7 protein-coding genes are annotated in these 14,998 nt (G+C 34.1%); all 7 read left to right on the top strand.

All coding sequences use genetic code 11. The annotated features are described in order from the left end of the window. Positions 1 to 22: 22 nt before the first annotated feature. The 7 genes from BM246_RS10475 to BM246_RS10445 all read left to right on the top strand — a co-directional run bounded on the left by BM246_RS10475 (position 23) and on the right by BM246_RS10445 (position 14,993). The gene (locus BM246_RS10475) at positions 23 to 2,695 is read left to right on the top strand and encodes an endo-acting ulvan lysase-like protein (RefSeq protein WP_074937741.1); all 2,673 of its coding nucleotides are present in this window, start codon (positions 23 to 25) and stop codon (positions 2,693 to 2,695) included. 25 nt (positions 2,696 to 2,720) lie between these two features. Beyond that, positions 2,721 to 5,525 (top strand): heparinase II/III domain-containing protein, encoded by a 2,805-nt coding sequence (locus BM246_RS10470; RefSeq protein ID WP_074937739.1) that lies wholly within the window; start codon positions 2,721 to 2,723, stop codon positions 5,523 to 5,525. Between the two features lie 13 nt (positions 5,526 to 5,538). Beyond that, positions 5,539 to 6,414, top strand: a complete 876-nt coding sequence (locus BM246_RS10465) for an alpha/beta hydrolase (protein ID WP_074937736.1) — start codon at positions 5,539 to 5,541, stop codon at positions 6,412 to 6,414. A gap of 1 nt (position 6,415) precedes the next feature. Continuing rightward, positions 6,416 to 8,782 carry a PDZ domain-containing protein gene (locus BM246_RS10460; RefSeq protein ID WP_074937735.1) on the top strand — a complete coding sequence of 789 codons (2,367 nt, stop codon included), beginning with the start codon at positions 6,416 to 6,418 and terminating at the stop codon, positions 8,780 to 8,782. Between the two features lie 6 nt (positions 8,783 to 8,788). Next, positions 8,789 to 10,156, top strand: coding sequence for an alpha-L-fucosidase (locus BM246_RS10455; protein WP_042504833.1), 1,368 nt, complete (start codon positions 8,789 to 8,791; stop codon positions 10,154 to 10,156). Between the two features lie 94 nt (positions 10,157 to 10,250). Then, on the top strand, positions 10,251 to 11,201 hold the full coding sequence (locus tag BM246_RS10450) for an SGNH/GDSL hydrolase family protein (RefSeq protein ID WP_231961842.1): 951 nt from the start codon (positions 10,251 to 10,253) through the stop codon (positions 11,199 to 11,201). Between the two features lie 552 nt (positions 11,202 to 11,753). After that, positions 11,754 to 14,993, top strand: coding sequence for a SusC/RagA family TonB-linked outer membrane protein (locus BM246_RS10445; RefSeq protein WP_231961841.1), 3,240 nt, complete (start codon positions 11,754 to 11,756; stop codon positions 14,991 to 14,993). Positions 14,994 to 14,998: the final 5 nt, after the last annotated feature.

Raw genomic sequence — 14,998 nt, 5'->3', positions numbered from 1 at the left:
CATAAAATAGCTTTTTAGTTAGATGAAATTATCAAAATTAACCCCCTTATTAATCCTTTTATTTTTGATTGGAAGCTCTAGTTATGGGCAAAAAGCAACAAGCCATCCAAAACTTTATGCTACTAAATCGGATAAAGCTTCTATAGTTGCTAAAATTAAAAATGAAGCTTGGGCAAAAGCCTCTTGGGAAAATTTACTTTCTACAATAGATCCGCATGTAAATCTTCATGTTGAAGATCCGGAATGGATAGTTTCTCGATTAGCGATGTATTGGAAAGATGGAGCTCATTTCACACAATGTTATATTAAAAATCAAAACTGGGATTATGGTGAAGGCAATGCGCCATTACCAACCGTACGTTTACCGGGTATGCGTACTTGGAACGATTATATAAACGTACCTTTAGAAGATCGAATTTCCTATAACGAATCGGGAGATTTACTAGGTATTAGTCGTTCTAGTGCCGATAAAACGCCTGTTTTAATTCCGTATAAGGAAACAGGACACATGATACGTGCTAATAATATGGAAATATTAACGTTGGCCGAACAAGCGGCGTTTGCTTATTATGTAACCGAAGATGAAAAATATGCTGAATTTTCTTCAGATATTTTATGGACTTGGTTATTAGGTACCTATTATATGGAGCCACCTTTAGATCCGAAAAAATCAACAAAAGGTCCTGGAGGTTACGAGCCAGGTGGTATCATGGGGTATTATGATTATGAAGTGATTCACGATGATAGACAAATGCCAACTGCTATTGCTTACGATTTTCTTTATGATTATTTAAATGAAAACCCGCATGAGCATTTAAAAGCTATTGATAAAACACCAGCCGATGTTGCAGGTGTTGTTTTTAAACGTTTTATAGATATCGGACTTATTCGTGGTGGTAAAAAAGGAAACTGGAACGTAAACCGTTATAAGAATGTATTGGGTAGTATGCTTGTTTTAGAGTCTAACGATTTTTATGAAGACGGAAAAGGAAAGGAATTTTACATTCCGTTTTACACCGAAAAATCGAGTGATTACTGTGCAGCCTTGCCAGAAATAATGGATTATTATAATACAACTACTGGCTTATGGCCAGAATCTCCAGGTTATGCTTCATCTATGATTCCTTTGGTTCTAGAAATGGGTGTTAAGTTATATAAATCAGGAATCAATACTTTGGCCGGAAATCCAATTATTTCTAAAGCAGCATTGGCAAATTTAGGTTGGCTTGATGCTCGCGGAAATTTAGTAGTTTTTGGTGATATGCGTGGTGGTCCTGCAAATATTTCATCTTTTGAGTCTTTATTAACCTATGCCACTTGGGAAGGTGATACGGAAACAGCTGAAAAAATGGCAACCGTAATCCGTAAAAATATAGCTTCTGGTCAGTATGATAGAAATATGTCTAACTGGCAAGGCATAGTTTTAAACCAACCATTACAAGGTTCAGGAAGCGATTTGCCTTTTCACAAATCAGCGTATTCTCCTTTTCATAAACACATTATTATGAGAAATGGAAATGATGAAAACAACGGTTTAATGTTTACTTTGTATGGAGGGAAATACCAGTCGCATTTGGCAGAAAATGGTTTGGCTATGCAATTCTATGGTAAAGGTTGGGCTTTAGCGCCTGATGCTTCAGCTTACGAATCGTATTGGTCTTCAGATGCAGGTTACCACAGGGGAATTACAGGTTCTAATACTATTGTTCCTGGATATGGAAAAGGTGATATTACCATAAACGCTATGGATCCAGCAGTAGACATTACAAATGGGTTTTACAATACTTCGGAAACATCTCAGAATGTTTCATTTTCTGATGTTTCTGCTGATGAAAAACGACGCTTAGTAGCTATGATTCGTACTTCGGAAACTTCTGGATATTATGTAGATGTTTTTAGATCGGATCAAGCTGATAACGATTATATTCATCATAACTTAGGAAATACCGTTACACTTAAAAACGCATCAAATAAGGCTTTAAACTTGGAGAACGTTGATGATTTAGGTGTAAAATATGATGATAATTATAAGTTCTTCAAAAATCAAAGAAAGGTAAACTATTCCGAAGATTTTAATGCCACTTGGGATATCAACAGCGTATCACCTGCATTACATGTTAACATGTGGATGATGGGGCAAAACAACAGAGCACTTTACTCGGTAGATGCGCCACCAACAACATTACGTAGTGACATTACGCCTGGGCAAGTAAATAAAAGCCCTGATACAACACCAACATTAATTATACGTCAAAACGGAATTAACGGTGCTAAAAATCCGTTTGTATCTGTTTTTGAATCTTATGAAACGGGAGAGAAATCAATTAAAACTATTGAAAAAATAAAAACTTCAGAGCATTTTGTGAGTATCGCTGTAAACTCTAAAAATAGCACACAATATATTTTGAATGCTGCAGATAGTCAGGTTTGTCAAACACCTCAAGACATAGAGTTTCAAGGCACATTTGCGGTTGTTTCCGAAGAAAATAATGCGTTTCAATATTTGTATTTAGGAAAAGGAAAATATATCCAAAAAGGCGATTTAAAAATTGAAGCGGTTAATGATACGGTAACAGCAGAATTAAAAATTGAAAATGGTAAATATTTCTATTCTTCTAATCAACCTGTTTTAATTCAACTTAAAAAAGGGAAGTCTAAAACATATCCTGAGGGACAACATATCGAAATTAAATAGCAAAAAAAAGAGTATGAAAATGAGAATGAAATTTTTTTTAATTCCCCTAATGATTGGTATCATGTGTTGTGCTTCAATGTTGCAAGCACAAGAATCTGGACATCCTAGAATTTATGCTACCAATGCCGCTAAAAAGGATTTTTTAAACAGTATAAAATCTATTGAGTGGAAAAAAAGCTTAGTCGATAAGAAAATTGCTAATCTAGAAAAGTATTTAAAGTATGTGGAGAACGACCCAACATGGCTAGTTTCTAGATTACAAATGAATTGGAAAACGAAGCATAATAAAGTGTTTCTAAAAGGTGGGGAGTTTGCTTATTCTGAAGGAACTGCACCTGTACCAACCGTTCGTTTTTCTGGAACACGAGATTGGGCCACCGAATATTCTTCACCTAAATTAGAAGACGTTGAACCTTATTTTGATGATCCTCGTGGTTATTATTTAGCCCATAAAAAAACAAAGAAAAAAGAATGGCTTCACCCATCAAAAATAGGCCACGCCATTGAGGGCACCAACCGCCATATAATGAGTTTGGTTGAAGATGCATCTTTTTTATACTGGGTTACTGGTGATAAAAAATATGCTGAATTTGCAAAGCCAGTTTTCGAAACTTATATAGAAGGCATGTATTACAGAGATGCACCTATCGATTTAGAAAACGGTACACAACAGCGTATTTCTGGCTTGGCCACCTTTGAAGTGATTCATGAAAAAATTCTAATCAGTTTATTAACAACATACGATTTTCTGTATGATTATTTTGAAGATGAAAAAGTAAACTTAGACCATAGTGCAGCGGTATTTCAAAAATGGGGCGATCAAATTATTACTAACGGTATACCAGATAATAACTGGAATCTTTTTCAGGCTCGGTTTTTAACTTACGTCGCTTTAACTTTAGATAATAATGATGCTTACAAAAACGGAAAAGGTCGTGAGTACTTTTTAGACCATACGTTTACTACATCTACAGAACGCCAATTATCAATTGAAGAATCGCTGCTAGTTTACGATCAAGAAAATGGTATGTGGCCGGAGTGCGCTTCATATTCTGTGCATGTTATTACTACTTTACTTAATATTTTTACTTTATTAGATAATTCGACTAACAATAATGAGCTTTCTAAATTTCCTATTATAGAGAAAGCAGCATTAGCATCGTTTCAATATTTATTTCCTAGTGGTTACACGGTAGGTTTTGGCGATTCTAATCATAAAACATTACCTCCAGAAAATTTTGAACTTTTAATTTCAAATTATAGTAAATATAACAATGAAGAAAAAGAAGCGGTTATTTCTGGCTTATTAGACCAAATGGTTTCTAAAGGGGAATATGAGCGTGAGGCAAACGATTTATTTCAATTGTTTTTTTATGTTGATCATTTAAAAAAGGGAGATGCGAATGAAAATGGCTTAGAGAAGTTAACCTCACCAACATTTTACGCATCTAACGTGAGTATGTTTAACCAAAGATTAGGCAAAGGCGATGATGCTATGATGATTTCTACGGCTGGTTCCTTCGGAAACCATTCCCATGTAAATGGTATTTCAATCGAGTTGTTTGCTAATAAATATGCTTTAGGTCTAGATATGGGTAAAGGTTCTAGTTATTGGCATACAGACCATAGAGAATATTATTCTAGATTTCCGGCTCACAATACGGTTGTTGTCGATGGGGTATCAGATTATAATGCCATGCGTGGTTACCATCCTTTTAAATTGGATAATAACTTCCCAGAAGTTAGCACAACACCTGCTTTTGATAAGTTAACTTTTTCTAAGGTGTCGTTTTTTGAACCAAAGACAAAAGCAAACCAACAACGTTTTACAGCTCTTATAAAATCGAATAGTAAAAAAGGATATATTTTAGATGTATTTCGTTCTAAAAAAGAAGAAAGTGGTAAACAACGTCACGATTATTTTTATCATAATTTAGGACAATCGCTTCAAATTTTAGATTCGAATTCTAAAGCACTTGCTTTAAAATCAACCTCAGATTTTGGAAGTAAACAGGGAGATATTAAAGCTTACGATTATATCACAAATAAAAAGAAGTTGGAAACAACCAAAGATGTGCAAGCACTTTTTAGATTGAAAACAAGCGACGCACTAGATAATTTAATGAAAATTTGGATTAAAGGAAGTGAGAACCAAAGTATTTACACGGCTTTGGCTCCAAAATCTAACGTGTTAAAAAGAGGTTCTGGTACAGCACCTGCTGAGGTTATTGGCGATTCTATACAAACTTTAATTGTAAAACGTAATGCATCAGCTTGGGCAAACCCATTCGCGATGGTTTATAATCCTTATTTCGAAGGTGAAGAAAATCCGGTTAATGCAGTATCATATTCAACTATTAAAGACTATCCAAATACGCAAGTTATTAATGTGTTAATGAATGATAAATCGACTAAGGATCATATCATTCTTAATGCTTCAGAATCTGATATTGTTAAAAATGATGCCCTATATCAAAAAGGATTACTTTCTGTTACAAGACAATCGGAACAAAGTGATAAATTAGAGTTTTTATTCCTTTCAGGAATGTATAAATTTGAAAATAACGGTTGGGATATTGTAGCAGCTGGCGAGCCATTTACTCTATCTATTGAAAAAACAGACCAAGGGTTTAAGTTTCAAACCGATAAAGCAATCACTATAAACATGCCTTTTGTAAAAGGAGACAAATCTGCGGAATTACGTTTATACGAAAATGGTAAATTAGTAGGAAGTCGGAAAGGAACAACCAACCGTAATAGAGACGACCAGTTAGTTTTTAAAATAGAGAAAGGTTATGAAAACGCAGAAATTATATTCGATAAAAATTAAAAATAGATAGACAATGAATTTTAAAAAAGCGCTTTTTACAGTATTAGGTTTAATGATTTTTGCATCATGTAAAGGTCAAAATAATCAAGATGTTGTTACTAAAGATGCGATTTACAAAGTGGTGAATAACGATTCTTTAATGCTTCGTGTTTATTTTCCTGATAACTTTAAAAAGAAGAAAAAATATCCAACTATAGTTTTCTTTTTTGGAGGCGGATGGAATGGCGGAACTATTACGCAGTTTGAAGATCAATCTAAATATTTTGCATCGCGAGGTATGGTGACTGCGGTGGTAGATTATCGTGTAAAAAGCCGTAATAAAACCACACCTTTTGATGCTGTAAAAGATGCGAAGTCGGCTATGCGCTATTTAAAAATTCATGCCAAAGACTTCGGAATCGATACCAAGAAAATGGTGGCTTCTGGAGGGTCTGCAGGAGGACATTTAGCAGCTGCAACGACATTGCTTCCGGGTTTAAATGAATCTACAGATGATCTTTCTGTAAGTCCCAAAGCGACTGCTTTAATCTTGTTTAACCCAGTAATAGATAATGGCGAAGGTGGTTATGGTTACGAGCGTATTGGCGATCGTTATATGGAAATTTCACCAATGCATAATATTACAAAAGGCGCACCACCAACTATTTTCTTTTTAGGAGATAATGATAAACACATACCGGTTGCAACAGGAAAAGAATATAAATCTAGAATGGAAGCGGTAGGAAGTCGATGTGATCTTTTTATATATGAAGGGCAAGAACATGGCTTTTTTAATAAGTCTAAAAAGAAAGGTAAATATTACTATGAAACGGTTTATGAAGCCGATTTGTTTTTACAATCGCTGGGCTATTTAAAAGGAAAAGCAACAATAACTAAAGCTGAAAATTAAGATGAAAAAACTAAGTGTAATTGTAATATTTTTTGTTTTTATGATGTCTTGTTCGTCGACCACGGACATTACGGAAATTTATGTATCTCAAAATGAAGTCGCAAATGCAAACGGAAGTAAGGATGCGCCTTTTTCAAATATTTCTGAAGCTATAAAAAAAGCAAATGAAATAAAATCGGCTAATACGGAAGCTAAGGTTGTTATTAATATTTTACCGGGAACATATCGTTTATCGGAAGCTATAAAAATACCGGCCTCATTAAGTGGTTTAACTATAAAAGGAGCCGGTGCTTCGGAAGTTAGTATAAAAGGGTCTCAGGTTTTAGAGGCTAAATGGAAGACTTTTAGCAATAATATTTTTGTAACCGACATTCCTACAGGTTTAGATTTCGATCAGTTTTTAGTAAACCGAAAACCACAAATTTTAGCACGTTATCCAAATTATGATGAGAGTGCTCAATATTGGCAAGGTTATGCTGCCGATGCTATTTCTAAAGAGCGTGTTGCAACTTGGGCAAATCCTGAAGGCGCAATTTTTAATGCATTACACAACGGAAGATGGGGAGGTTTTCATTTTGAAATAACAGGAGTTAACGATGATGGAACACCAATTTTAAGAGGAGGGCAACAAAACAATAGAGGTTCAAAACCGCATGAAGAATACCGTATGGTAGAAAATGTGTTTGAAGAGCTTGATAGTGCAGGTGAGTGGTTTTTAGATAAAAAAAGAAATAAATTATTCTATTGGCCAGAAAGTATAAGTGCTATTAACGATTTAAACCTTGAAGTGTCAGTATTAAAAGATTTAATTCAAGTGGTTGGAACTTTGGAAAATCCTGTAAAAGATGTTACCATTTCGGGTATTAAATTCGAAAATACTACACGTACATTTATGGAAGATTTCGAGCCGTTATTACGTAGCGATTGGACTATTTACCGTGGGGCTGTTGTCTTTTTTGAAGGCACTGAAAACTGTAAAGTAGAACATAGTGAATTTACCAATTTAGGAGGTAACGTTATTATGGCGAGTAAATATAATAAAGGACTAGAAATTAAAGATAATTATATTCACGATTGTGGAGCAAGTGCTGTTTCATTTGTTGGTGATGTGTCGGCTGTAAGATCGCCAGCTTTAACTTATAGAGAGTTTGTGCCTGTTGCAGAAATGGATACTGTTTCTGGACCTAAAGGTGAATTGTATCCGCGTGAATGTTTAGTGGATAACAATTTAATTCACCGTATTGGTCGTGTTGAAAAACAAACGGCCGGTGTGCAAATTGCTATGGCGATGGATATTACGGTGAGTCGTAATAGTATTTACGATGTACCAAGAGCAGGTATTAATATTGGAGATGGTACTTGGGGCGGACATATTTTAGAGTTTAACGATGTCTTTAATACTGTTTTAGAAACTAGCGATCATGGTTCGTTTAACTCATGGGGAAGAGATCGTTTTTGGCATCCAAACCGTGGTATTATGGATAGTTTAACCACAGCTAATGCAGATATGCCAAAATGGGACGCCATAAAAACGACTATTATTAGAAATAATCGTTTTCGTTGCGATCATGGTTGGGATGTTGATTTAGACGATGGTTCATCGAATTATCATATTTATAACAATTTGATGCTAAATAGCGGATTAAAACTGCGTGAAGGTTTTAATCGTGTTGCCGAAAATAATATTATGGTGAATAATTCTCTGCATCCACATGTTTGGTTTGTTAATAGTGAAGATGTTTTTAAACATAATATTGTTCAAAAAAGCTATCAAGATGTAAGATTGTCTGGTTGGGGAAAAGAGATGGATTACAACTTTTTTCCGAATGAAGAATCGATGTTGAAAGCACAAATTTATAATAGAGATTTACACAGTGCTTTTGGCGATCCGATGTTTAGAGATCCAGCATCATTAGATTTTTCGGTTGCTGAAAATTCGCCAGCATTAAAAATAGGTTTCAAAAACTTTCCTATGGATCAATTTGGAGTTCAGAATGCAGAGTTGAAAAAAATGGCCAAAACTCCAGAAATTCCAGTGATGCGAGATCCTTCCGAAGAAAATAAAAAAGGAACTCTTGTTGTGGCTTGGTTACGTAACGACTTAAAAAGTGTAGAATCTGAGCAAGAACAATCGGCTTATGGTTTAAATACTCCAGAAGGTGTTATTCTTTTAAAAGTTTGGTCGGGTAGCCCTGCTGTGAAAAATAACGGACTTAAAAAAGGCGATGTGATTCTTGAGGCTGACGGTAAAAAGGTGAAAACTGTAAAAGACTTTTTTCAAATTAATGTTGAAAATAAAACGAATAAATTAGACTTGGTTATTATGCGTAATCAATCGGAAAAGAAAATAACTATAAACACTAAATAAAAGAAAATGAAAAATTTAAACAAAATACTATTGCTAGCATTGGTGGTTGCATTAAACACTAATGTGGGTTTTGCTCAAAGTTCCAGCAAGAAAAAATTGTCTGATGACGAGCGTATGGAATGGTGGCGCGATTCTAAATTCGGTATGTTTATCCATTGGGGAGCGTATTCTATCATTGGTGGAGAACGTGGTACAAAAATAGCTGGAGGTGGTGCTGAGTGGGCCATGGATAAGTTAGATTACACCGTTAAAGATTACGAGAAATTTCCAGAAATGTTTAATCCTGTTATGTTTGATGCCGATGCCTGGGTAAGTATGGCTAAAAATGCTGGGATGAAGTATATTGTATTGACTTCTAAGCACCATGAAGGTTTTGGATTATGGGATTCTAAAGTGTCTGATTATGATGTTATGGATACGGCACCTTTTAAGCGTGATATTGTGAAAGAACTATCTGAAGCTTGTAAAAAACAAGGTATTAAATTTTGTTTATACTATTCTATCGTAGATTGGCACCATCCACAAGCACAAGGAAACTTGTATCCAAATTACAACATTGCACAGCATGATGATCCATCGGTTGTGAATCCAGAATTTCCAGAGTATTTTAAAAACTATATGAAACCTCAGGTTAAAGAACTTTTATCTAACTATGGAGATATTGGTGTGGTGTGGTTTGATGGAGATTGGATTTCTGATTATACTACCGAAATGGGAAAAGAACTTTACAGTTTTATTCGTGATATTCAGCCTAACACTATTGTAAATAATAGAGTTGATAAAGGTAGAACAGGAATGGATGGGATGAACAATAAACCAGGACAATTTGCTGGAGATTTTGGAACACCAGAGCAAGAAATTCCAGATACAGGAATTGATTCGGATTGGGAAGCTTGTATGACTATGAATGGGTCTTGGGGTTATAAACCATCGGATAATAACTGGAAAAGTAGTGAAGATTTAATTGAGAAATTAGTAGATATCGTTTCTAAAGGTGGTAACTTCTTATTAAACATTGGCCCTGATGGTTTTGGTAGGTTTCCTGCTGAAAGTATTAGACGTTTAAATGCTATGGGAGAATGGACTAAAATAAACGGTGAAGCTGTTTATGGTGCTTCTGCAAGTCCTTTTGAAAAACCAAAATGGGGACGCTATACTAAAAAAGGTAATGTTATCTATGCTCATGTTTTCGATTGGCCAAAAGATGGTGTATTAAAATTAAATAAAGAAATAAAAGTTAAAAAAGCAACGTTATTATCAGCTCCTGGTAAAACATTAAATGCTTTAGCAACATCTAGAGATGTATTAGTAGATGTACCAATGTTAGCACCAGACGCTACGGTTTCTGTTGTTAAAATTGAGTTAGCAAACTAATTGAAGTATTAAGTAGATTATATAGTGATTAATAGACATACAACCTTCGGGTTGTTTGTCTGTTTAAACTAGTAAAACATAAAATATATAAAAGATGAATGTTTACAAGGCGTTAATAATTTTTACAATTGCTTTTACATTAAATGTTGGTGTTGGATTTGCTCAAACCATTCCTTATGAAAAACCAGAATGGGGGGCATATACTGAAGGTGAAGAAGGTTTTTTAATGGCACATGTTGTTAATTGGCCAGAAAATGGTAAACTAATTATAGATAGAGCCATTAAACCAAGAGAGGCGAGATTACTTTGTGATCCTGATAAAAAAATAAAAATAAAATTGATTGATGATAAATTAACTGTTTTATTACCTGAAAAGGCACCTAGCTCTCAAATTTCAGTTGTTAAAATTCAATTAATACCTAATGATGATTGGGCAAATTTTGGAAGGTACAGAAAAGCAAATAAAGAATTGAAAGCACCAACTAAAAAGGAAAATAGAGTGGTGTTTATGGGGAACTCTATCACCGAAAAATGGGTGATGTTTCATGCCGATTTCTTCAATGAAAACAATTATGTAGGTCGTGGTATTAGCGGGCAAACTTCATCTCAAATGCTGTTAAGGTTTAAGCCCGATGTGGTTAATTTAAATCCGAAAGCTGTAGTGATACATGCAGGAACTAATGACATTGCTGGAAATAGAGGACCTATTTCTATCGCAGAAATTGCAGATAATATTTTTTCAATGGCCGAAATTGCTAAAGCCAATAACATAAAAGTAGTTTTAGCTTCTGTACTTCCTGCTAGTAGCTATTCTTGGAGTCCGTCGGTAGAACCTATAGAAAAAATTAGCGAACTTAATAGTTTAATTAAAGCATATGCTAAAAAGAACAATATTGTGTATTTAGATTATTACACATCAATGGTAAATGCAGATAAAGGTTTAATAAAGGCGTATGGTAGAGATACGGTACATCCAAATTTAGATGGTTATGCTGTTATGGAACCTTTGGTTAAAGCCGCTATAAGGAAGGCTTTGAAAAGGTAGTATTATCAAATTAGTAGTTTAGACTAATAATATATATTAGTTATATTAAAAAAACATGATTGTTACAACATTTGTAATGGTCATGTTTTTTTTTGCTTAAAAAGCAATGAAAATTTCAAAACACACAGTGTATAAAATTACTTACTGTTTAAAGTACGAATTTTATATTAATTAATATCTATTCGTAATCTTAAACATAAATATCATATTCTTTATTTTTTTTTAGATAAAAAATAGCATTTATCTAATATATAGGGGGTTATCTAAGTAAAACGGTTATAATTTATATTGAAAAAGTTATAATTAATACTTGCGTATCTACAATAAGTGTAGGTTTAACCTTTATTTTAACTATAAGTGTAGGATCGTCCTTTATTTAGGTTAATTAATTACTAATCAATAAAATATAAGATATGAGAAAGAACAACTAAAAACTAACCAACTAATACAAAACCAAAAAAGTATTCAACTAACTTTATTAAACAAAACAATATGAATAAAATTTATTCTTTAATTCATCTATTTCGTCCTTTTAAACACAGGGGAATTAAGATGATTAAATCAATATTAATATGTACTTCCTTTATTGTCAGTGGTTATGCTAACGCAAAAACTCCATTTCTAACCACTATGACAGAGCTAACCGAAAAAGAAGATAAAATAGATCTTAAAGATTATCAACAAATTGAAGTGTCAGGAATCGTTCTTGACGAAAAAGGGATACCAATACCCGGTGTTAATATACTCGTTCAAGGTACAAACAGAGGTACACAAACAGATTTTGATGGCAATTTTAAATTAATTGCAAAAAAAGGAGAAGTTCTGGTTGTTTCTTCAATAGGCTTTAAAACTCAAGAAATTAAAATAGGAAATTTTACAAGTTTAAACATTACAATGATAGAAGACCTTACTGGGTTAGATGAAGTTGTTGTAGTTGGGTTTGGTACGCAAACGAAAGAAGCTTTGGTGGGAGCTGTATCTACTGTTAAACCTGAAGATTTAAAAATACCATCGAGTAATTTAACGGCCTCTTTTGCTGGTCGGGTTCCAGGAGTTATTGCTTTTCAAAGTTCTGGTGAACCTGGGGGCGGATCTGATAATGCAGAGTTTTTTATTAGGGGTGCAACTACTTTTGGAGCTTATTCTTCTCCGTTAATATTAATAGATAATATAGAATTAACAGCAGACGATTTAGCTAGAATATCACCAGATGATATTGAAAGTTTTTCTGTATTTAAAGATGCGACAGCAACTGCTATTTATGGAGCTAGAGGGGCCAATGGTGTTATAGCTGTTAAAACGAAAACAGGCGAATTAGGAAAGCCAAGAGTATCTGTTAGGTATGAAACTACTTATTCTCAGGCTACTCAGAATTTAGAAATAGCAGACCCACTTGAATATTTAAGATTACATATGGACGCTGTTAATACTAGAAATGTGTCGCCAAATAGAAATGATAGGCTACCGTATTTACAAAACAAGATAGACAATACTCTTGCTGGTAACATTAATCCTTTTGTTTATCCTGTTACAAATTGGCAAGATGAGTTGTTGCAAGATTTTACTAAGAATCAAAGATTAAATTTTAGTGTTTCTGGAGGAGGAAAAGTAGCTAGGTATTATGTGTCTGGTTCTGTTGCTCAAGATAATGGGATACTAAAAGTTGATAATCAAGCAAATTATAACAATAACATTGATAATAAAGTTTATAATTTAAGATCTAATGTTAATATAGATTTAACTTCTAGCACAGAATTGATAGTGAATTTAAATGCTACTGTTGATGATTATAGAGGTCCTGTGCCAACAGGAAACCAAGTATATAACATGATTAATAGAACTAATCCAGTAAGGTACCCAGCTTATTACGAAGCTGATGAGGCTAACCAATTTACAGAGCATCTTTTGTTTGGTAATGTGGATACTGGAGATGGAGAGTTAGCCGGCTATTTAAATCCTTATGCCGAATTAGTAAGGGGGTATCGTGACTATAGTAGATCTGTAAATGTTTTAAGTTTACAAGTTAAGCAAGACTTAGGAGGTATTGTTGAGGGGCTTAAATGGAGAGCTTTGGGGAATATTACAAGTACGTCTTCTTATAATATTACAAGGGAATATGAGCCTTATTATTATGCTATTGGAGATACTGATTATAATAGAGCGAATAATACATACACATTAACGAGTCTTAACCCAGATTCGGGAACAGAGTATTTAAATTTTACAGAGAATGAAGACTCTAGAGTTGTTAATAGAAATATCTATTTTGAGTCTGCATTAAACTATGATAGAACTTTTAATGATAAACATGCTGTTAGCGGCTTGCTAGTTGGTATTTTAAGAGAATCTGTTGATGGAAATGCGGATGATTTGCAGGCATCACTTCCTAGTAGAAACGTCGGTTTATCTGGCCGTTTTACTTATAGCTTTGATAGAAGGTATTTTATAGAAGGGAATTTTGGTTATAATGGATCAGAACGTTTTGCTGAAAAAAACAGGTATGGTTTCTTTCCGTCTGTTGGAGCGGCATGGGTAATATCTAATGAGAACTTTTTTGATAATGTAGATTTAATAAGTAGGCTTAAATTAAGAGGGTCTTATGGCGTAGTTGGTAATGCTAATATTGGAAATCGTAATGATAGGTTTTTCTATTTATCTAATGTTAATTTAAACGATTCAGGGGCAGGAGCCCAATTTGGAACGTTTGGTCAAGAATCTAGTGCAGGTGTTAGTATCAGTAGATATGAAAACCCACATATTTCCTGGGAAAGAGCCTATAAGCAAAACTATGGTTTAGAAATAAACCTTCTTAAAGATGCTATTCAATTGCAAGCCGAGTATTTTAAACAAACAACAACTGATATTTTACAAACTCGTTCGGATATACCTTCCTTTTTAGGTTTACAAGCATCTCCGGTTGCAAATTTAGGTGAAGGAAAATCCAATGGTTTTGAGTTTACACTATTGGTAAATCACAATTTCAATAAAGACTGGTGGTTACAGGCAACTGCAAATTTTGTAAAAACTAGTAGTGAATATACTGTATATGAGGAGTCTGATTTATCTGCAACACCTTGGTTGTCTAAATTAGGAAACCCTTTCAACCAGGCTTATGGTTTAGTCGCAGAGCGTTTGTTTATTGATGACGCCGATGTAGCTAATTCACCAGAACAACAATTTGGGGAAGTTATGCCAGGAGATATAAAGTATACTGATATCAATGGTGATGGTATTGTGTCTAATTTAGATATAGTTCCAATTGGAGAGCCTACTCAAGCTGAAGTAAGTTATGGTTTCGGATTTTCCGTAGGATACAAGAACCTTGATATATCGGCATTTTTTGCAGGTTTAGATAATGTATCCTTTTTTATTGATTCAGCAGGAATAACACCATTTGCGGATACTGATGCTAATGGAGATTATTTACCAGATGCTATTTCTGAAAATCAAATTTTACAAGCTTTTGCTGATAGTCACTGGTCTGAAGAGAACCAAGATCTTTATGCTTTATGGCCACGCTTATCTACTTATGCTGTACAGAACAATAACCAAACAAGTAGTTGGTGGATGAGAGATGGAGCATTTATGAGATTAAAATCCTTAGAAATCGGGTATAATTTTAAACCAGAAAATGGAGCTGTATTCGGACAGGCAAGTGTGCGTCTATATCTCAGTGGAACAAATTTAGTGCATTGGAGTAAATTCAAACTTTGGGACCCAGAATTAAGAGGGAATGGATTAAATTATCCTTTACAGAAAACGGTGAACATTGGAGCTAGAGTTAATTTATAAAAAAA

This window comes from Algibacter lectus, assembly GCF_900112395.1.
Lineage (GTDB): Bacteria > Bacteroidota > Bacteroidia > Flavobacteriales > Flavobacteriaceae > Algibacter > Algibacter lectus.
Note: the sequence above shows the minus strand (reverse complement) of the source record. Positions and strands in the feature narration are given on the sequence as shown.